Origin of the sequence: Gilliamella apis (assembly GCF_002142155.1) — a bacterium.
GTDB classification, from domain to species: Bacteria; Pseudomonadota; Gammaproteobacteria; order Enterobacterales; family Orbaceae; genus Gilliamella; species Gilliamella apis.
Map to the genome: position 1 here is coordinate 116,477 of NZ_NASD01000001.1, position 19,428 is coordinate 135,904.

Sequence of the window (19,428 nt, forward strand, 5' to 3'; positions counted from 1 at the left end):
CTTTAACTAGTTTTTATAAATATTGACTATTATTTTATTTATCTGATTTCAATAGAATGTTTTCCAACCACACTTTAAATTCAGGTGTTGCTTCTTTTAAACTATTCGATCCTCTGGTAACAGTGGCAATGCCAATTTTTAATTGCTCTTTAAGTTGGCGCTGATTGATCGAGCCATCCAGTAAAGAACGGACAATTTTAACTCTTGTGATTAATGCATCCCGTTCATCAGCGGTCATCAGTAATTTCAATATATCTAATGAATAACCACTATTAAATGCTTGGTGTAATATTTCAACCGTCTGGTTCCATTCTTTAGTTTTCATGTAATGCACCATTAATATTGTCTATTAAATTCGTTTGTTGTCAGTATATGAGGGTGTTGATTTCCTAAAATATATTGGTAAATATAATCATAAACTAATACACTTTTGACATAATTTCGAGTTTCATTAAAGGGAATACTTTCAATAAATGCGATAGCATCAAGTTTTCCATTACTATTATTCAACCATTTTTTTACTCGGCCAGGACCAGCATTATATGCCGCCGAGGATAAAATACGATTGTTATCATTTTGTAAATAAACACTATTTAAAAAATAAGTACCTAACTGTATATTCGTTGTCGGTTCAAACAGTTGGCTTGGTGAATAATAGGTAATATTACTGACTTTTTTGGCTGTTTCCTTAGCTGTTGCTGGCATTAACTGCATTAAACCACTGGCTCCAACTGGAGATTGTATTGTGGTATCAAATGCACTTTCTTGCCGAGTTATTGCTAAAGCATAAGATAATGGAATCGCTTTATCCTTCAAGGCATCATTATATAAGTTTTTATACATGATAGGTAAGCGTTCAGTCCAATTATCCCATAATTTACCTGATATTGTTGCTTGAATACTTAGTTCTCCCCAACCTTTTTGATAAGCGTATTTAGCTAAATCTAAATATTCATTTTCTGCTGTATGGTTTTTAAGTACATATCGCCATTCTTGTTTTGACTCCCCTAACATACCTAATAATCTTAATTCTTTAATTCTAATCGCAAATGGTTGCTGGTCATACTTGGCTTTAAGTGCATTGACTTCTGCAGTCGGGATCTTTTTCGATAAATTATTAATAGTATATGGTTGATTAAGAGCTTGTGCACTTACCATGCCATAAAAACCACGTTTATTAGTTAAACTTTTTAAGATATGTTTTGCTTCGTTGGTTTTATTGTTATTGAGTAATACTCGAGCGTGCCAGTATTGCCACTCCTCTTTTAATTGATCTTCTGGAGTTAGTTGTTTTAGCCAATGTGCAATATCTTTGTAATTATTAGCATCAATAGCCATGCGAATACGTTTTTCAACTAAAATTGAGTCGTGACTTTTGCTAATATAATTATCTCGCCATTTGATCTGTTCTGGGGTTGCTGAATCACTAAAATAACTATTGGCTAAGCTTTGTTGTAATTTAATTTGCTCATCATCAGTGAAATTCTGTTTTTTTATTAGTTGTGGTAATAATACCGCAGCCATTTTTTTGTCAGCTTTAACTAACCGAGGATAAGAAGCTAAAACAATTTTTTGGGTGAAGGTACTCGTTTTAATATTTTTTGAAAAATCTTCAATTTTTCGCGGATTATCAAAAATAGCTAATAAATGATTTTTGGTTGTTTGATAGTTATCATCTAGTAAGTTGGTTAAATGGCGAGCTAATTTTAAATTGTTGTTTTCTAAAGCTAGTTCTATGCGTAATAAAATAATATTTGCTGTGCGTTTACCACTTTTTGACCATGCATCTAATAAAGGATCACAAGCCGAAGGCAATTCTTTACCTGTTAACCATAGCGATTCGACATTATTAAATACCGCTTTATCTTGATGTTGTTGTAATTTTGCATACTGATATCGGCAATTAGAGGCAATGGAATTATCTATAGGAAAAGTGATAATTGCATTCCAGTCTTGACGGTTAGCCAGCTCAGTTATATAAGCCTGAGTTAATGACGATGTTAATGGGAAATCATGATATTTTTTTGCAAAATCACTCACTGCTTGTGTTGATACTGTTTTAATGTTGTTTTGAAAAAATTGCACAGCAGCATAAGGGTATAGTGGATAGTTTTTTAATTGTTTTAGTAATTTCTGTTGTTCATCAAAAGTTAATGATTGATAAGTGTTTTGCCACTTTTGGTAATTTTGTCGCAAATCATTCAAAGTAGGCTCCGCAAACACACTTTTAGCCCAAAGTATGCTTAATATTAAACACCAGCGTATTACTAAATTCATTCTTAAACTCCTGTATCAAATTAGTTTATTAGATTAGCATATTCCCGTATATTTCGTCGATGAAGAACTGATAACTTAATTCCCACTAAAATAGTCAACTAAATACTTGACTAAAAGTAATGGATATATAAAATATTTACTATTAAATATAGGGGAATGATTAATGAAATTGACATCAAAAGGGCGATATGCAGTGACAGCTATGTTAGATGTAGCACTGCATTCAGAATCAGGCCCTGTATCACTTGCTGATATTTCAGAACGTCAGGAAATCTCACTATCTTATTTAGAACAACTGTTTTCACGATTGCGTAAAAATGGTTTAGTTTCAAGTGTTAGAGGTCCTGGTGGTGGTTATGTACTCGGCCGTAGTATGGAGCAAATTGCGATTAGCTCAATTGTAAAAGCTGTTGATGAAACTGTTCATGCGACTAAATGCCACGGTAATACCGGATGTCAAAATGGTGTAAGATGCCTTACCCATAGTTTATGGAATGACTTGAGTGAGCGAATCAATGATTTTTTGACCAGCATTACTTTAAGCGAATTGGTTAATAATCAAGAAGTGAAAGCCGTCTTTAATCGACAAAGTCATCTTCATCAAAACAGAATTAATTAAAAATACAGAATTTGTAATTGGGAGTAATTAATGAAATTACCTATTTATATGGATTATGCAGCAACAACGCCTGTAGATCCTAGAGTAGCTGAAAAAATGATGCAGTATTTAACACCCGATGGTGTTTTTGGTAACCCCGCTTCTCGTTCACATAAATTTGGTTGGCAAGCTGAAGAAGCCGTTGATATTGCACGAAATCAAATTGCTGACTTAATTGGTGCCGATTCACGTGAAATTGTATTTACTTCAGGCGCGACAGAAGCCGATAACTTAGCCATTAAAGGTGCGGCGCATTTTAATCATGCTAAAGGTAAGCACATTATTACCTGTAAAACGGAACATAAAGCAGTGCTTGATACTTGTCGTCAATTAGAACGAGAAGGTTATGAAGTGACTTATTTAGCACCAGAATCAAATGGTATTCTTGATCTTGATAAACTGGCTGCAGCGATGCGTAGTGACACAACTGTTGTATCAATTATGCACGTTAATAATGAAACTGGTGTTATTCAGGATATCGAAAAAATCGGCGAAATGTGCCGTGAAAGAGGCATTGTATTTCATGTTGATGCAACCCAAAGTGTTGGTAAATTACCGATTGACCTAACTAAATTAAAAGTCGATCTTATGTCGTTCTCTGGTCATAAGATCTATGGGCCAAAAGGCATTGGTGGACTTTATGTTAGACGTAAACCTCGCGTGCGTATTGAAGCCCAAATGCATGGTGGTGGACATGAACGCGGTATGCGTTCTGGTACTTTACCAGTACACCAAATTGTGGGTATGGGTGAAGCGTACCGTATAGCAAAAGAAGAGATGACAACAGAAATACCACGTCTTTTAGCACTAAAAACTCGTTTATGGAATGGATTAAAAGATATTGATGAAGTTTATCTTAATGGTTCATTAGAGCATGGTGTGGCTAATATTTTAAATGTAAGCTTTGCTTATATTGAAGGTGAATCACTCATGATGGCGCTAAAAGATTTAGCAGTATCATCTGGTTCAGCATGTACTTCTGCAAGTTTAGAACCGTCTTATGTACTACGAGCACTAGGACTAAATGATGAACTTGCCCATAGCTCAATAAGATTTTCATTTGGTCGATTTAGTACCGAAGAAGAAGTAGATTATGTAATTAAGTTAATTAAAGATTCTATCGGTAAATTAAGAGATCTTTCTCCACTTTGGGAAATGTTTAAAGATGGTGTTGATTTAACAAAAATTAAGTGGTCAGCCCATTAAAAATTAGGAGTAAATTATGGCATATAGTGAAAAAGTCGTCGATCATTATGAAAATCCACGCAATGTAGGTTCTTTTGATCAAAATGATCCAAATGTTGGTAGTGGTATGGTTGGTGCACCAGCATGTGGCGATGTAATGCGGTTACAAATCAAAGTTAATGATGATGGTATTATTGAGGATGCCAAATTTAAAACTTATGGTTGTGGTAGTGCAATTGCCTCAAGTTCATTAGTGACTGAATGGATTAAAGGTAAATCATTAGATGAAGCTGAAGCAATAAAAAATACTGATATAGCGAAAGAATTAGCTTTACCTCCGGTTAAAATTCACTGTTCAATTTTAGCGGAAGACGCCATTAAAGCAGCAATTGATGATTATAAAACCAAAAAAGGACAACGTTAATGGCAATCACATTAACTAATAGCGCAGCAAATCGAGTTCAGGCCTTTTTAGCTAACAGAGGTAAAGGGGTTGGGCTTCGGTTAGGCGTTAAAACTTCTGGCTGTTCGGGAATGGCTTATGTAATAGAATTTGCTGATATCATTAATGATGATGATAGTGTTTTTGAAGATAAAGATGTCAAAGTGATCATTGACAAAAAAAGTTTAGTTTATCTTGATGGAACAGAACTTGATTTTGTTAAAGAAGGTCTAAATGAAGGCTTTAAATTCAATAACCCTAACGCTAGCAATGAATGTGGTTGTGGCGAAAGCTTTAATGTTTAATGGGACATGAATTGTGATTAATTACTTTGAATTATTTCAATTACCAATTCAATTACCTATTGATAATGGTCAGTTAACGGCTAACTATCAACAGTTGCAACGCCAATATCATCCTGATAATTTTTCTCAGGCAACAGATAATGAAAAAGTGGCTATCATTCAAAAGTCGGCAATGATCAATGATGGCTATCAAACGCTAAAAAATCCGCTAAAAGCGGCTGAATACTTTTTATCATTGCAAGGTTTTGATGTTGCAACAGAGCAAAATATTATTCATGATGCCGATTTTTTAATGGAACAATTTAGTTTGCGTGAAAAATTAGATGATATTGAAAATCAAAATAATATTGATCTGTTAGATGATTTTCATTCGGAAATTTCGCAACGAAAAAAACAAGTCTATCATCAGCTATTGCAACATATATCCCAACAAGATTGGCAAAGCGCAGTTAATCAAATCTATAAAATCCGTTATCTAGCTAGATTGATTGAACAGATCGAAAAGTTACAAGAAAAGCAATTTGCTCTATAATTTAAGATTAAGTAACACATCAATTAGAGATAGATCAAATGGTATTATTACAGATCAGTGAACCGGGACAAACACCAGAACCTCATCAACGTCGATTAGCTATTGGCATAGATCTAGGGACAACTAATTCTTTAGTCGCAACAGTTCGTAGTGGGCAAGCAGAAGTTTTGCCAGATTTAGATGGTAATGCATTATTACCATCGGTTGTGTATTATGGCCTTGACCATGATGATAATACTATTATTACTGTCGGTAAAAATGCTAAAACTAATGCAGCCAATGATCCATTGAATACGGTTAGTTCAATAAAACGCTTAATGGGAAGAAGCTTAACTGATATTGATAGTTCACGCTTTCCCTATACTTTTTCACAAACTGATAATGGTGTTCCTTTATTAAATTTACCTAATCAACAAGTTAATCCAGTACAAGTTTCAGCTGAGATTTTGATTGCTTTGGTTGATCGAGCAAAACAAAGCTTAGATGGTGAGATTGATGGTGCAGTAATAACAGTACCAGCTTATTTTGATGATGCGCAAAGACAAGCAACTAAGGATGCGGCTAAATTAGCTGGATTACATGTTTTAAGATTACTGAATGAACCAACAGCTGCTGCTATTGCTTATGGCTTAGATTCAGGTAAAGAAGGTGTTATTGCTGTTTATGATTTAGGTGGTGGTACATTTGATATCTCTATTTTACGTCTACATAAAGGTGTATTTGAAGTTTTAGCAACCGGAGGCGATTCAGCACTTGGCGGTGATGATTTTGACCGATTACTTGCTGATTATTTAAAAGTACAGTTAGGTTTAAATAACAATTCTGATCCCTATATAAACCAAAAAATTATCGATGAAGCAGTTAAAATTAAAATTATATTAAGCCAGCAAGATTCTGCTTTAGTGAATATAGAAGGGCAGTCTTTAACAATAACTCGTAAACAATTTGAAGACTTAATTGAACCTTTAGTTAAACGAACATTGGCAGTTTGTCGCCGTGCATTGAAAGATGCGCAAATTGATTTTGATGAAGTTAGTGAAGTTGTGATGGTCGGTGGCTCAACTCGAGTTCCATTAGTAAGGCAATTAGTTGGTCACTATTTTAAAACAGAACCATTAACGTCGATTGATCCTGATAAAGTCGTTGCTATTGGTGCAGCAATTCAAGCTGATATATTGGTTGGCAATAAACCTGATTCAGACATGTTATTGCTGGATGTTATTCCTTTATCTTTAGGGATTGAAACTATGGGGGAATTAGTTGAAAAAATTATTCCTCGTAATAGCACAATTCCATGCGCTCGAGCACAAGAGTTTACCACATTTAAAGATGGACAAACGGCGATGATGATTCATGTTTTGCAAGGTGAACGAGAAAGTGTTGCCGATTGCAGGTCATTAGCAAAATTTACTTTGCGAGGCATCCCTCCTATGCCTGCAGGTGGTGCGCATATTCGAGTTACCTTTCAAGTCGATGCTGATGGTTTATTGAGTGTTACGGCAATGGAAAAATCGACAGGGATTGAGGCGGCGATCCAAGTTAAGCCTTCTTATGGACTGTCAGAAAACGAAATTGCTAGCATGATTCAAGATTCAATCAATTATGCAAATCAAGATAAACAACTAAGAAAGCTTGCCGAACAGAAAGTAGAGGCTGCCAGAGTACTTGAAACATTACAATCTGCACTAGATAAAGATGCTGATTTATTAGATGAAGAGGAACTTAATCTTATCTTGAATGCTAAGCAAAAATTGCAACAAGCAACGGAATCTAATGATTGTTCTTTGATTGAGCAGCAAATTAAACATGTTGATAACGCAACACAAACCTTTGCTGCTAAACGTATGAATAGATCAATACGTGATGCCTTAACCGGGCATAGCGTTGATGATATTTAACCAATGAGATTATTATGCCAAAAATTACCTTTTTACCAAATGCTGATCTTTGTCCTGAAGGAAAAACTGTTGAGGCCGAAGAAGGCGAATCAATATTAGATGTCGCTTTGCGCAATGACATCGAAATAGAGCATGCTTGTGAAATGTCTTGTGCATGTTCAACTTGTCATTGTATTGTTCGAAAGGGATTTGACTCACTTGAAGAAAGTGATGAACAAGAAGATGATATGCTAGATAAAGCTTGGGGTGTCGAGCCTCATAGTCGCTTAAGTTGCCAAGCTCGAGTAGCCGATGAAGATCTTGAAGTCGAAATTCCAAGATATAGCCTTAATCACGCCAAAGAAGATCATTAATTAGTCGCCTTTATGGCGACATCCTTCTGTAAAAACACCTTTCCTCAAATTTTTACTTGTGATAATTATCTCATTTTATTTACCTAATTGACTTAGTTGCTTTCAACTTGATAATGATTCTGCTATAGTCACAGACTAAACATATGCTTAAAAATAGACAGGTGTTTATGAATCAAAGAGAAAAGCAGATCCTCACGATTATTCGCAAAGATCCCTTCATCCAACAACAAGTGATTGCTGAAATGTTAGGTATTACCCGTTCTAGTGTAGCTGGTTATATTATGACTTTGACTCAAAAAGGTTATATAAAAGGAAAAGGTTATCTTTTGTCTGAAAATAATCATGTGGTTGTCGTGGGTTCTTGTAACATGGATGTGACTGGATATTCAGATGAAAAGTTAGTTTATCAAGATTCTAATCCCGGTAAGATTCGTTGTACTCCTGGCGGTGTGGGGCGAAATATTGCTGAAAATTTGGCGCTTTTAGGACTTGATACCCATCTTATTTCAATGATTGGCGATGATTTCTATGGTGCTCAGCTTATTGAACATACCCGAAAAGCCGGTGTTAATATGGAGCATTGCCATGTGATAAAAGGCGATAGTACTTCAACTTACCTCTCTCTGCTTGATCAATCAGGAGAAATGGTGATAGCTATTAATGATATGGATATTATTAACAAACTAACACCAAGTTTATTAAATGAATCTAAGCAGTTAATTCAGCATGCTAAATTACTAGTTATCGACTGTAATTTGCAACAAGAAGCATTAACATGGCTGTTTAATAATGCTGGGGAAGTGCCTATTTTTGTTGATACTGTATCTGCATTTAAATCTCATAAGATTAAAGCTTGGTTGTCATATATTCATACTTTAAAACCTAACCGACTAGAAGCCGAAATTTTAAGTGGAATAAAAATCGAAACTAATGACGATATTCCTAAAGTGGTTGACTGGTTCCATCAGCAAGGCGTGCAACGAATTGCAATTAGCGCTGGTGCTGATGGTGTTTATTATAGCGAAATCAATGGTGATCGTGGTTGGTCTGCATCCATTCCAACTGATATTGTCAGCGTTACTGGTGCTGGTGATGCCATGCTTGCAGGGCTTGTTCAAGGTTACTTGAATGGACTGAGTTTTTATCAAAGTGTGAGATTTGGTCAAGCTTGTTCAGCATTAACATTATCATCTGAATTTACTAATAATCCTAATTTATCAATTAATTGTGTTCAAAATATTTTGGAGTCCCTTTCATGAACAATGTGTCTAAATATAATCAATATCTTGATATTTCGCCTGAAGTTAAACAAGCTCTTGAAAATAATCAACCGGTTGTGGCATTAGAATCTACCATTATTTCACATGGTATGCCATATCCACAAAATGTTGAAACGGCATTAAAAGTAGAAGAAATTGTCAGAAAAAATGGCGCAATACCTGCCACTATTGCGGTAATTAATGGTCGTTTAAAAGCGGGTTTGTCAAAAGAAGAGATAACAATTCTTGGTAAAGAAGGATTAAATGTAACTAAAGTGAGTCGTCGAGATTTACCAGTAGTTGTAGCTAATAAACAAAATGGTGCAACTACCGTTGCCGCAACCATGATTATCGCTGAATTAGCCGGTATACGTGTATTTGCAACCGGTGGATTAGGTGGTGTTCATCGTGGGGCAGAACATACATTTGATATTTCTGCCGATCTTCAAGAACTTGCCAATACTAGTGTTGCCGTTGTTTGCGCTGGTGCTAAATCAATTTTAGACTTAGGTTTAACGATGGAATATCTAGAAACATTTGGTGTTCCTGTGGTTGGCTATCAGACTGATAAACTACCATCATTCTTTAGTCGAACTAGCCCATTTGATGTTAGTGTTAAACTAGATAGTGCCAAACAAATAGCTGAAATGATTAAAGTAAAATGGGATTTAGGCTTAAATGGTGGGGTTGTGGTTGCTAATCCTATTCCAACACAATATGCAATGGATGAAGAATTAATTTCAGCAGCAATTGAAAAAGCCTTAAAAGAATCAGTTGAGCAAGGAATTAAAGGTAAAGAAACTACTCCATTCTTGTTAGCTAAAGTGGTTGAGTTAACCGGTGGTGATAGTTTAGAAGCAAATATTAATCTTGTCTTTAATAATGCAAAATTAGCTTCTGAAATTGCGATGAGTTATTGCAATAGTAAATAAATTTAATGCAAATAAAGATTGTATTTTGTAATCTAAACTGCTTTTAAATAATGGAACAGCATCACTATGATTACTGTTTCATTATTAGCTAATCAATTAGATAATTATATACAAGTTTTTATAATTACTCCTTGCATTAGCCAATAAATCCCGTATAATTGTCGCACTTTGTTTGCTGATTTTTCAATAAACAAATGCGTAAAAAGATATAGTCTTTATGTCAAAATATTGAATTATATCAACAATATCTCCGATTTGGGGATTACGAAAAGAACGGATTACACTCTCCTGTCAATCGAAACAGGGCAAGAGGAGTAATCTTTTGTTATAACTTTTAAATAGTGGAGCTCTGGTCTCATGTCGAACCAAAGAATCCGTATCCGGTTAAAAGCGTTTGATCATCGTTTGATTGATCAATCAACTGCTGAAATTGTAGAAACTGCGAAGCGCACTGGCGCACAAGTTCGTGGTCCTATTCCATTACCGACACGCAAAGAGCGTTTCACAGTATTGATTTCTCCGCACGTTAATAAAGATGCGCGTGATCAATATGAGATTCGCACTCATAAACGTCTAGTTGATATTGTAGAGCCAACTGAAAAAACAGTTGATGCTTTAATGCGTCTAGATCTTGCTGCCGGTGTTGATGTGCAGATCAGTTTAGGTTAATCCTAAGCTGAATGATTGAGAGGTCGAAACAATGATTGGTTTAATCGGTCGTAAAGTAGGAATGACACGAATCTTCACCGAAGAGGGTGTTTCTATTCCTGTCACCGTAGTTGAAGTTCAAAGCAACCGCGTTACTCAAGTTAAAACACTTGAAAATGACGGTTATCAAGCTATTCAGGTTACTACTGGCAGCAAAAAAGCAAGCCGCGTAAATAAACCTGAAGCAGGTCATTTCGCTAAGGCTGGCGTTGAAGCTGGTCGTGGTCTATGGGAATTCCGTTTTGAAGAAGGCGAATATACTGTAGGTCAAAGCATTAACGTTGATATTTTCACAGACGTTAAAAAAGTTGATGTTACTGGTACATCTAAAGGTAAAGGTTTCGCTGGCGTAACTAAACGTTGGAATTTCCGCACTCAAGATGCTACTCATGGTAACTCTTTGGCACACCGTGGTCATGGCTCTATTGGTCAAAACCAAACTCCAGGTAAAGTGTTCAAAGGTCGTAAAATGGCAGGTCACTTAGGTAATGAACGTGTAACTGTTCAAAACTTAGATATTGTACGTGTTGATGCTGAACGTAACCTTTTATTAATTAAAGGTGCAGTACCAGGCGCGATCAATAGTGACGTAATTGTTAAACCGGCAATCAAGGCTTAACGTCGAGGAGATAGAGATGGAATTAGTAGTAAAAGACGCGCAAGCGCTTTCTGTTTCCGAAACTACCTTCGGACGTGAGTTTAATGAAGCGTTAGTTCACCAAGTAGTTGTTGCTTATGCATCTGCTGCTCGTCAAGGCTCTCGCGCACAAAAAACTCGTGCAGAAATCGCTGGTTCAGGCAAAAAACCATGGCGTCAAAAAGGCACAGGTCGTGCTCGTTCAGGTTCTATTAAGAGCCCAATCTGGCGTAGTGGTGGTGTAACATTTGCAGCAAAACCACAAGATCATAGCCAAAAAGTTAACCGTAAAATGTATCGTGGTGCATTAAAGAGTATTTTCTCTGAATTAGTGCGTCAAGAACGTTTAATCGTGGTTGAAACATTTACTGTTGAAGCACCTAAGACTAAATTATTAACTCAGAAATTAAATGATATGAATCTAAAAGATGTGCTAATCATTACCTCTGAAGTTGATGAAAATCTTTTCTTAGCAGCACGTAACTTATATAAAGTTGATGTGCGTGATGTGGCAGGTATTGATCCAGTTAGTTTGATTGCATTTGACAAAGTGGTTATCACTGTTGATGCCGTTAAACAAGTAGAGGAGATGTTAGCATGATTCGTGAAGAGCGTCTGCTTAAAGTCCTGCGAGCACCACATGTTTCTGAAAAAGCATCTATTTCAATGGAAAAAACAAATACATTAGTATTGAAAGTTGCTAAAGATGCTACTAAGAGAGAGATTAAAGCCGCAGTTGAACAACTATTTGAAGTCAAAGTAGATGACGTGAATACTCTTGTTGTTAAAGGCAAAGTAAAACGTCGTGGTCAACAAATCGGTCGCCGTAGCGACTGGAAAAAAGCTTACGTTACTTTAGCAGAAGGTCAAAATTTAGACCTTGCTGGCGTCGCTGAGTAATTCGGAGGAGTAAGAACAATGGCAGTTGTTAAGTGTAAACCTACATCTCCGGGTCGTCGCCACGTTGTTAAAGTGGTTAACCCAGAGTTGCATAAAGGTAAGCCTTATGCACCGTTGCTTGATACAAAAAGCAAAACTGGTGGTCGCAATAATAATGGTCGTATCACTACCCGTCATATCGGTGGTGGTCATAAACAACATTATCGTATTGTCGACTTTAAGCGTAATAAAGATGGTATTCCAGCAGTTGTTGAACGTTTGGAATATGATCCGAACCGTAGTGCAAATATTGCATTGGTTCTATATAAAGACGGTGAACGTCGTTATATTTTAGCGCCTAAAGGCTTAAAAGCAGGTGATCAGATCCAATCTGGTGTTGATGCAGCGATTAAAACAGGTAACTGTTTACCAATGCGCAATATTCCAGTAGGTTCTACCGTGCATAATATTGAAATGAAACCAGGTAAAGGCGGACAACTTGCTCGCTCAGCTGGTAGCTATGTTCAAATCGTTGCGCGTGATGGTGCTTATGTAACATTACGTCTACGTTCAGGTGAAATGCGTAAAGTATTATCTGATTGCCGCGCCACTATTGGTGAAGTGGGTAACTCAGAACATATGCTTCGCGTACTAGGTAAAGCGGGTGCAACGCGTTGGCGTGGTGTTCGTCCTACTGTTCGTGGTACAGCAATGAACCCGGTAGACCATCCACATGGTGGTGGTGAAGGTCGTAACTTTGGTAAACATCCTGTGTCTCCATGGGGTCAAAAAGCCAAAGGATTGAAAACGCGCAGCAACAAACGTACTGATAAGTATATTGTTCGCCGTCGCAATAAGAAATAATTAATATAGAGGATTAGCTATGCCACGTTCTCTCAAGAAGGGTCCTTTTATTGACCTACACTTGCTGAAGAAGGTAGAGAAAGCGGTGGAAAGCGGGGACAAGAAACCAATTCGTACTTGGTCCCGTCGTTCAACGATCTTTCCTAACATGATCGGATTGACCATCGCTGTCCATAATGGTCGTCAGCACGTTCCAGTTTATGTTTCCGACGAAATGGTTGGTCATAAATTGGGTGAATTCGCGCCGACTCGTACTTATCGCGGCCACGCTGCGGATAAGAAAGCTAAGAAGAAATAAGTAGGAGAAAGAGATGGAAACAATTGCAAAGTACCGCCACGCTCGTTCTTCTGCACAAAAAGTTCGCTTAGTTGCAGATCTTGTTCGCGGTAAAAAAGTGTCTCAGGCACTTGATATTTTAACGTACACCAATAAAAAAGCGGCTGTACTTGTTAAAAAAGTATTAGAGTCTGCTATTGCTAATGCAGAGCATAACGATGGTGCTGATATTGATGATCTGAAAGTTGCGAAAATTTTCGTAGACGAAGGCCCAACCATGAAGCGTATTATGCCTCGTGCGAAAGGTCGTGCAGATCGAATTTTGAAGCGTACGAGTCACATCACCGTGATCGTCTCAGATCGCTAGGCTGGAGAATAGCAATGGGTCAAAAAGTAAATCCAAATGGTATCCGACTAGGCATCGTCAAGCCTTGGACATCTACATGGTATTCGGGTACAAAGACATTCGCTGATAATTTAGAAAGTGATTTTAGAGTACGTGAATTCTTAAATAAAGAATTAGCACAAGCATCAATCTCTAAAATTGTTATCGATCGTTCAGCAGAAACTAACGTTCGCATTACTATTCACACTGCTCGTCCAGGTATTGTGATTGGTAAAAAAGGTGAGGACGTTGAAAAATTACGTAATGCCGTAGCTTCTATTGTCAATAAATACAAAGACAAAAAAGAGAAACGTGATGTTGCAGTACAAATTAATATTGCTGAAGTTCGTAAACCAGAACTAGACGCTAAATTAGTTGCTGACAGTATTACCTCTCAGTTAGAACGCCGTGTTATGTTCCGTCGTGCAATGAAACGTGCGGTTCAAAATGCAATGAAGGCGGGTGCTAAAGGTATCAAAGTTGAAGTAAGTGGTCGTTTAGGCGGCGCTGAAATTGCTCGTAGTGAGTGGTATCGTGAAGGTCGCGTACCATTACATACATTAAGAGCGGACATCGACTATGGTTTATCAGAAGCATTGACTACCTATGGTATTATTGGTGTTAAAGTGTGGATCTTCAAAGGTGAGATCCTTGGTGGTATGGCTGCCGTTGAACAAGCAGAAAAACAACCTGCTGCTCAACCGAAAAAGCAGCGCAAAGGCCGAAAACAATAAGGAGCGTCGCTGATGTTACAACCAAAGCGTACAAAATTCCGTAAAGTGCACAAGGGCCGCAATCGTGGTCTTGCTGTGAGTACTGATGTAAGTTTCGGTACATTCGGTCTTAAGGCTGTGGGTCGTGGTCGTTTGACTGCGCGCCAGATCGAAGCAGCACGTCGTGCAATGACTCGTGCAGTTAAGCGTCAAGGTAAAATCTGGATTCGAGTTTTCCCTGATAAACCAATTACTGAAAAACCACTTGAAGTGCGTATGGGTAAAGGTAAGGGTAACGTTGAATACTGGGTTGCTCAGATTCAACCAGGTAAAGTCCTTTATGAAATGGACGGTGTACCGGAAGAAGTTGCTCGTGAAGCATTTGCGTTGGCAGCTGCAAAACTGCCAATTAAAACCACCTTTGTGATTAAGACGGTGATGTAAATGAAAGCAAAAGAGCTACGCGAAAAAAGCGTTGAAGAGTTAAATACTGAACTTCTTAATTTATTACGTGAGCAATTTAACTTACGTATGCAATTAGCTGGAGGTCAGTTAACACAAACTCATATGTTAAAACAAGTGCGTCGTAATATTGCACGAGTTAAAACGTTATTAACTGAGAAGGCGGGTGCGTAATATGACTACTGAAGTAAAAATTCGTACTCAGCAAGGTCGTGTTATTAGCGACAAAATGGATAAATCTATTACTGTAGCTATTGAACGTAAAGTGAAGCATCCGTTATATGGTAAGTTCATTAAACGTACGACTAAATTGCATGTACATGATGAAAACAACGAGTGTGGTATTGGTGATACTGTAGAAATTAAAGAGTGTCGTCCATTATCAAAAACCAAATCTTGGACTCTTGTTCGAATCGTTGAAAAAGCAGTTAGCTAATCAAATTTGATTAAAAACTGTACATAATATAATAAACGGCTCACCGGCCGTTTATTTTATGCTATCCATTTTATTTGAGTGGTGTTATACTATGCGCCCTCACGTAAGTGGGTTTTTGGTTGTCTATTCTTATCCATGGTAGTTGAGGTGGATGAAGGTAGATTAGACAATAATTAATTTATACGGAGCATTAAAATGATCCAAGAACAGACTAGGCTCGATGTTGCTGATAACTCTGGCGCACGTAGCGTAATGTGTATCAAGGTTCTCGGTGGATCGCATCGTCGTTATGCAGCGGTAGGTGATATCATCAAAGTTACCATTAAAGAAGCTATTCCACGTGGTAAAGTTAAAAAAGGTGATGTACTTAAAGCTGTGGTGGTGCGCACTCGAAAAGGTGTTCGTCGTCCTGATGGATCTGTCATTCGTTTCGATCGCAATGCTTGTGTTATTTTAAATAATAACAGTGAGCAACCGATTGGTACGCGTATTTTTGGACCGGTCACTCGTGAACTTCGTTCTGAGAAGTTTATGAAGATCATTTCATTAGCACCAGAAGTACTGTAAGGAGCGGGTAATGGCAGCTAAAATCCGTCGAGAAGATGAAGTTATCGTGTTAGCCGGTAAAGATAAAGGTAAACGCGGTAAAGTAAAAAGTGTTTTGTCTACTGGTAAAGTGATTGTTGAAGGTATCAATTTGGTGAAAAAACACCAAAAACCAGTACCTGCATTAAATCAAGAAGGTGGAATTGTTGAGAAAGAAGCGCCAATTAACGTTTCTAACGTAGCAATTTTTAACCAAGATACAGGCAAAGCAGATCGCGTAGGCTTTCGTTTTGAAGACGGTAAAAAAGTCCGTTTTTATAAGTCTACTAATAAATTAATCAATTAAGTAATTTGGAGTGTACGATGGCGAAACTGCATGATTACTACAAAGCACAGGTAGTAAATAAACTGCAAGAACAGTTTGGCTACAAATCTGTCATGCAAGTCCCTCGGATCGAAAAGATCACCTTGAATATGGGTGTGGGTGAAGCAATTACTGATAAGAAATTATTAGATAATGCGGTTGCAGATTTAGCAGCAATCAGTGGTCAAAAACCACTAGTCACTAAAGCACGCAAATCAGTTGCTGGTTTTAAAATCCGTCAAGGGTATCCTATTGGTTGTAAAGTCACTTTACGTGGCGAACGTATGTGGGAATTTTTTGAACGTCTAGTTTATATTGCTCTTCCTCGTACTCGAGATTTTCGTGGTTTAAGCGCAAAATCTTTCGATGGTCGTGGTAACTATAGCATGGGTGTTCGTGAACAAATCGTTTTCCCTGAAATCGATTATGATAAAGTTGATCGTGTTCGTGGTTTAGATATCACTATCACAACAACAGCACAATCTGATGAAGAAGGCCGAGCTTTATTATCTGCCTTTAACTTCCCATTTCGTAAGTAAGGTAGGACATAATGGCTAAACAATCAATGATTGAACGCGATAAAAAACGCGTAAAGCTAGCAGAAAAATATTTTGCAAAGCGTCAAGAATTAAAAGCGATTATCTCTGATCTTAATGCATCAGATGAAGATCGTTGGAATGCAGTGCTTAAATTGCAAACGCTTCCTCGTGATTCTAGTCCATCACGTCAACGTCGTCGTTGTCGTCAAACCGGTCGTCCTCATGGCGTCCTTCGTAAGTTTGGTTTAAGCCGTATTAAGGTTCGTGAATCAGCCATGCGTGGTGAGATTCCTGGTCTTAAAAAGGCAAGTTGGTAATCAGGGGAGTGTTATAGATGAGCATGCAAGATCCTATAGCAGATATGTTGACCCGCATTCGTAACGGTCAAGCTGCGAATAAAGTTGCAGTCACCATGCCTTCCTCTAAGCTAAAAGTGGCAATTGCCAATGTGCTAAAAGAAGAAGGTTATATCGGGGACTATAAAGTAGTTGGTGACACTAAACCAGAATTGGAAATCACTTTAAAATATTTCCAAGGTAAGGCTGTAGTAGAAAGTATTAAACGTGTTAGCCGTCCAGGTTTACGTATTTATAAACGTAAAGATGAATTACCAAAAGTAATGGCTGGATTAGGTATTGCAGTTGTTTCTACTTCTAAAGGTGTTATGACTGATCGTGCAGCACGCCAAGCAGGTCTTGGTGGTGAAATTATCTGCTACGTAGCGTAAGGGAGAAAAAAATGTCTCGTGTTGCAAAAGCACCTGTCGTTGTTCCTGCTGGCGTAGAGGTAAAACTCAATGGTCAGGTAATTACGATTAAAGGTAAAAATGGCGAGTTATCTCGTACAATAAATAATGCAGTTGTTATTAATCAAGCAGAAGGCCAGATTACATTTGCGCCTCGTGACGGTTTTGCTGACGCTTGGGCGCAAGCAGGTACTGCTCGTGCATTGATTAATGCAATGGTTATTGGTGTTACTGAAGGTTTTACTAAAAAACTTCAGCTAGTTGGTGTCGGTTATCGTGCACAAGTTAAAGGTAATACAATTGGCTTATCTCTTGGTTATTCACATCCAATTGATCACCAATTACCTGCAGGTGTAACAGCTGAATGTCCTTCGCAAACTGAAATCGTTCTGAAAAGTGCTGATAAACAGTTAATTGGACAAGTAGCTGCTGATATCCGTGCTTATCGTCGTCCTGAACCTTATAAAGGTAAAGGTGTTCGTTACGCAGATGAAGTTGTGCGTACTAAAGAAGCTAAGAAAAAGTAAGGTAACACTATGGATAAGAAATCAGCTCGTATCCGTCGTGCAACTAAAGCGCGTCGTAAGATGCAAGAACTACTTGCAACTCGCTTAGTAGTTCACCGTACTCCGCGTCATATTTATGCGCAGATTATCGCACCAAACGGATCAGAAGTACTGGCAGCGGCTTCAACATTAGAAAAAGCTATCAGTGAAAGTTTAAAATACACTGGAAACAAAGATGCAGCAGCAGCAGTTGGTAAAGCAATTGCAGAACGCGCATTAGCGAAAGATATCAAAGAAGTTTCTTTTGATCGTTCAGGTTTCCAATATCATGGTCGAGTTCAGGCGCTAGCAGATGCTGCTCGCGAAGCTGGCCTACAGTTCTAAGGTAGGAGTTAAAGATGTCAAACATCGAAAAACAAGCTGGTGAACTGCAGGAAAAACTAATCGCAGTTAACCGAGTTTCTAAAACCGTAAAAGGTGGTCGTATTTTTAGTTTTTCTGCACTAACAGTGGTTGGTGACGGTAATGGCCGCGTTGGTTTTGGATATGGTAAAGCACGTGAAGTGCCAGCAGCAATCCAAAAAGCAATGGAAAAAGCACGTCGTAATATGATTAACGTTGCGTTAAATAACGATACTTTACAGCATCCAGTTAAAGGTGCTCATACAGGCTCTCGTGTTTACATGCAACCAGCATCAGAAGGTACTGGTATTATCGCCGGTGGTGCAATGCGTGCTGTATTAGAAGTTGCTGGTGTTCGTAACGTTCTAGCTAAAGCATATGGTTCTACTAACCCAATTAACGTGGTTCGTGCGACTATTGATGGCTTAGAAAATATGAAATCTCCAGAAATGGTTGCTGCTAAGCGTGGTAAAACCGTCGAAGAAATTTTGGGGTAATTAGCCATGGCAAAGACAATTAAAATTACACAAACTCGTAGTTCTATTGGCCGTCTACCGAAGCATAAAGCAACGTTAGTTGGTTTAGGATTACGTCGTATTGGTCATACTGTTGAACGTGAAGATACACCAGCAATCCGCGGTATGGTAAACCAAGTTTATTACATGGTTAAAGTTGAGGAGTAATAGTAATGCGTTTAAATACTTTATCTCCTGCTGAAGGTTCAAAGCATGCATCTAAGCGCGTGGGCCGAGGAATCGGTTCAGGGCTAGGTAAAACTGGTACTCGTGGTATCAAAGGTCAAAAATCACGTTCAGGTGGCGGCGTTCGTCGTGGCTTCGAAGGTGGTCAAATGCCTTTATATCGTCGTTTACCAAAATTTGGTTTTACCTCACGTAAAGCTATGGTAACAGCACAAGTTCGTCTTTCTGATTTAATGAAAGTTGAAGGTGATATTGTTGACCTAAATAGCTTGAAAGTTGCTAATGTGATTAATTCACAAATCGAATATGCAAAAATCATGTTATCTGGAGAAGTTACTAAACCAGTAACAGTTCGTGGTATTCGAGTAACTAAAGGTGCTAAAGCTGCAATTGAAGCTGCTGGCGGAAAAATTGAGGAATAAT

General features: G+C 37.9%; 32 protein-coding genes. 30 read left to right on the top strand and 2 right to left on the bottom strand.

The features are described from left to right. Nucleotides 1-34: 34 nt before the first annotated feature. Entirely contained in the window at nt 35-325 is a 291-nt protein-coding gene (gene trpR, locus B6C84_RS00590; protein ID WP_207463508.1) for a trp operon repressor, read from the bottom strand. An 11-nt stretch (nt 326-336) separates the two neighbouring features. Next, nucleotides 337-2,277, bottom strand: coding sequence for a murein transglycosylase (sltY, locus tag B6C84_RS00595; protein WP_086353761.1), 1,941 nt, complete (start codon nt 2,275-2,277; stop codon nt 337-339). Nucleotides 2,278-2,440: 163 nt separating this feature from the next. Between sltY and iscR the strand changes: the two genes are divergently transcribed. The 30 genes from iscR to rplO all read left to right on the top strand — a co-directional run bounded on the left by iscR (nt 2,441) and on the right by rplO (nt 19,427). After that, a complete protein-coding gene (gene iscR, locus B6C84_RS00600) occupies nt 2,441-2,896 on the top strand; it encodes a Fe-S cluster assembly transcriptional regulator IscR (RefSeq protein WP_034902406.1) in 456 nt (151 codons plus the stop codon). 30 nt (nt 2,897-2,926) lie between these two features. After that, nucleotides 2,927-4,141 carry an IscS subfamily cysteine desulfurase gene (locus B6C84_RS00605; RefSeq protein WP_086353762.1) on the top strand — a complete coding sequence of 405 codons (1,215 nt, stop codon included), beginning with the start codon at nt 2,927-2,929 and terminating at the stop codon, nt 4,139-4,141. A 16-nt stretch (nt 4,142-4,157) separates the two neighbouring features. Then, a complete protein-coding gene (iscU, locus tag B6C84_RS00610; RefSeq protein ID WP_034884104.1) occupies nt 4,158-4,544 on the top strand; it encodes a Fe-S cluster assembly scaffold IscU in 387 nt (128 codons plus the stop codon). Further along, entirely contained in the window at nt 4,544-4,867 is a 324-nt protein-coding gene (gene iscA / locus B6C84_RS00615; protein WP_034902400.1) for an iron-sulfur cluster assembly protein IscA, read from the top strand. The genes iscU and iscA overlap by 1 nt, the downstream gene beginning before the upstream one ends. 13 nt (nt 4,868-4,880) lie before the next feature. Then, nucleotides 4,881-5,399 carry a co-chaperone HscB gene (gene hscB / locus B6C84_RS00620; RefSeq protein ID WP_165755130.1) on the top strand — a complete coding sequence of 173 codons (519 nt, stop codon included), beginning with the start codon at nt 4,881-4,883 and terminating at the stop codon, nt 5,397-5,399. 38 nt (nt 5,400-5,437) lie between these two features. Further along, on the top strand, nt 5,438-7,297 hold the full coding sequence (gene hscA / locus B6C84_RS00625) for a Fe-S protein assembly chaperone HscA (protein ID WP_086353764.1): 1,860 nt from the start codon (nt 5,438-5,440) through the stop codon (nt 7,295-7,297). A gap of 14 nt (nt 7,298-7,311) precedes the next feature. Further along, nucleotides 7,312-7,650 carry an ISC system 2Fe-2S type ferredoxin gene (gene fdx, locus B6C84_RS00630; RefSeq protein WP_034902394.1) on the top strand — a complete coding sequence of 113 codons (339 nt, stop codon included), beginning with the start codon at nt 7,312-7,314 and terminating at the stop codon, nt 7,648-7,650. 167 nt (nt 7,651-7,817) lie between these two features. After that, nucleotides 7,818-8,909: a PfkB family carbohydrate kinase gene (locus B6C84_RS00635; protein ID WP_174564987.1), complete on the top strand. Its 1,092-nt coding sequence runs from the start codon at nt 7,818-7,820 to the stop codon at nt 8,907-8,909. Continuing rightward, nucleotides 8,906-9,841: a pseudouridine-5'-phosphate glycosidase gene (locus tag B6C84_RS00640; RefSeq protein ID WP_086353765.1), complete on the top strand. Its 936-nt coding sequence runs from the start codon at nt 8,906-8,908 to the stop codon at nt 9,839-9,841. Before B6C84_RS00635 ends, B6C84_RS00640 begins: the two co-directional genes overlap by 4 nt. A 357-nt stretch (nt 9,842-10,198) precedes the next feature. Then, nucleotides 10,199-10,510: a 30S ribosomal protein S10 gene (rpsJ, locus tag B6C84_RS00645; RefSeq protein ID WP_006120582.1), complete on the top strand. Its 312-nt coding sequence runs from the start codon at nt 10,199-10,201 to the stop codon at nt 10,508-10,510. Between the two features lie 31 nt (nt 10,511-10,541). Beyond that, a complete protein-coding gene (gene rplC / locus B6C84_RS00650) occupies nt 10,542-11,168 on the top strand; it encodes a 50S ribosomal protein L3 (RefSeq protein ID WP_034902384.1) in 627 nt (208 codons plus the stop codon). Between the two features lie 16 nt (nt 11,169-11,184). Then, the gene (rplD, locus tag B6C84_RS00655; RefSeq protein WP_034902381.1) at nt 11,185-11,787 is read left to right on the top strand and encodes a 50S ribosomal protein L4; all 603 of its coding nucleotides are present in this window, start codon (nt 11,185-11,187) and stop codon (nt 11,785-11,787) included. Further along, complete coding sequence (gene rplW / locus B6C84_RS00660) at nt 11,784-12,086, top strand: 50S ribosomal protein L23 (protein WP_034885052.1); 303 nt, start codon at nt 11,784-11,786, stop codon at nt 12,084-12,086. The genes rplD and rplW overlap by 4 nt, the downstream gene beginning before the upstream one ends. An 18-nt stretch (nt 12,087-12,104) precedes the next feature. Beyond that, on the top strand, nt 12,105-12,929 hold the full coding sequence (gene rplB / locus B6C84_RS00665; RefSeq protein WP_034902376.1) for a 50S ribosomal protein L2: 825 nt from the start codon (nt 12,105-12,107) through the stop codon (nt 12,927-12,929). A gap of 19 nt (nt 12,930-12,948) precedes the next feature. Next, nucleotides 12,949-13,227 (top strand): 30S ribosomal protein S19, encoded by a 279-nt coding sequence (rpsS, locus tag B6C84_RS00670; RefSeq protein ID WP_024496505.1) that lies wholly within the window; start codon nt 12,949-12,951, stop codon nt 13,225-13,227. A 13-nt stretch (nt 13,228-13,240) separates the two neighbouring features. Further along, nucleotides 13,241-13,573, top strand: a complete 333-nt coding sequence (rplV, locus tag B6C84_RS00675) for a 50S ribosomal protein L22 (RefSeq protein ID WP_034884235.1) — start codon at nt 13,241-13,243, stop codon at nt 13,571-13,573. 14 nt (nt 13,574-13,587) lie between these two features. Then, entirely contained in the window at nt 13,588-14,325 is a 738-nt protein-coding gene (rpsC, locus tag B6C84_RS00680; protein WP_034884234.1) for a 30S ribosomal protein S3, read from the top strand. Between the two features lie 12 nt (nt 14,326-14,337). Continuing rightward, nucleotides 14,338-14,748, top strand: coding sequence for a 50S ribosomal protein L16 (gene rplP / locus B6C84_RS00685; protein ID WP_025314389.1), 411 nt, complete (start codon nt 14,338-14,340; stop codon nt 14,746-14,748). Continuing rightward, nucleotides 14,749-14,940: a 50S ribosomal protein L29 gene (rpmC, locus tag B6C84_RS00690; protein ID WP_034902373.1), complete on the top strand. Its 192-nt coding sequence runs from the start codon at nt 14,749-14,751 to the stop codon at nt 14,938-14,940. It abuts the gene before it with no gap. Nucleotide 14,941: 1 nt separating this feature from the next. Further along, nucleotides 14,942-15,202, top strand: a complete 261-nt coding sequence (gene rpsQ / locus B6C84_RS00695; protein WP_025314391.1) for a 30S ribosomal protein S17 — start codon at nt 14,942-14,944, stop codon at nt 15,200-15,202. A 195-nt stretch (nt 15,203-15,397) separates the two neighbouring features. Then, nucleotides 15,398-15,769 carry a 50S ribosomal protein L14 gene (gene rplN / locus B6C84_RS00700; protein WP_025314392.1) on the top strand — a complete coding sequence of 124 codons (372 nt, stop codon included), beginning with the start codon at nt 15,398-15,400 and terminating at the stop codon, nt 15,767-15,769. Between the two features lie 10 nt (nt 15,770-15,779). Continuing rightward, nucleotides 15,780-16,094, top strand: a complete 315-nt coding sequence (rplX, locus tag B6C84_RS00705) for a 50S ribosomal protein L24 (RefSeq protein ID WP_034884230.1) — start codon at nt 15,780-15,782, stop codon at nt 16,092-16,094. Between the two features lie 17 nt (nt 16,095-16,111). Next, the gene (gene rplE, locus B6C84_RS00710) at nt 16,112-16,651 is read left to right on the top strand and encodes a 50S ribosomal protein L5 (protein WP_025314394.1); all 540 of its coding nucleotides are present in this window, start codon (nt 16,112-16,114) and stop codon (nt 16,649-16,651) included. A gap of 11 nt (nt 16,652-16,662) precedes the next feature. Further along, nucleotides 16,663-16,968 (top strand): 30S ribosomal protein S14, encoded by a 306-nt coding sequence (gene rpsN, locus B6C84_RS00715; RefSeq protein ID WP_025314395.1) that lies wholly within the window; start codon nt 16,663-16,665, stop codon nt 16,966-16,968. A gap of 17 nt (nt 16,969-16,985) precedes the next feature. After that, nucleotides 16,986-17,378 carry a 30S ribosomal protein S8 gene (gene rpsH, locus B6C84_RS00720; RefSeq protein WP_034902370.1) on the top strand — a complete coding sequence of 131 codons (393 nt, stop codon included), beginning with the start codon at nt 16,986-16,988 and terminating at the stop codon, nt 17,376-17,378. Nucleotides 17,379-17,389: 11 nt separating this feature from the next. Continuing rightward, nucleotides 17,390-17,923 (top strand): 50S ribosomal protein L6, encoded by a 534-nt coding sequence (rplF, locus tag B6C84_RS00725; protein WP_034902367.1) that lies wholly within the window; start codon nt 17,390-17,392, stop codon nt 17,921-17,923. A gap of 9 nt (nt 17,924-17,932) precedes the next feature. Next, a complete protein-coding gene (gene rplR, locus B6C84_RS00730; RefSeq protein ID WP_034902364.1) occupies nt 17,933-18,286 on the top strand; it encodes a 50S ribosomal protein L18 in 354 nt (117 codons plus the stop codon). Between the two features lie 14 nt (nt 18,287-18,300). Beyond that, on the top strand, nt 18,301-18,801 hold the full coding sequence (gene rpsE, locus B6C84_RS00735) for a 30S ribosomal protein S5 (protein ID WP_025314399.1): 501 nt from the start codon (nt 18,301-18,303) through the stop codon (nt 18,799-18,801). Nucleotides 18,802-18,807: 6 nt separating this feature from the next. Next, nucleotides 18,808-18,987: a 50S ribosomal protein L30 gene (gene rpmD / locus B6C84_RS00740; RefSeq protein WP_025314400.1), complete on the top strand. Its 180-nt coding sequence runs from the start codon at nt 18,808-18,810 to the stop codon at nt 18,985-18,987. Nucleotides 18,988-18,992: 5 nt separating this feature from the next. Next, nucleotides 18,993-19,427 (top strand): 50S ribosomal protein L15, encoded by a 435-nt coding sequence (rplO, locus tag B6C84_RS00745; RefSeq protein WP_034902361.1) that lies wholly within the window; start codon nt 18,993-18,995, stop codon nt 19,425-19,427. Nucleotide 19,428: the final 1 nt, after the last annotated feature.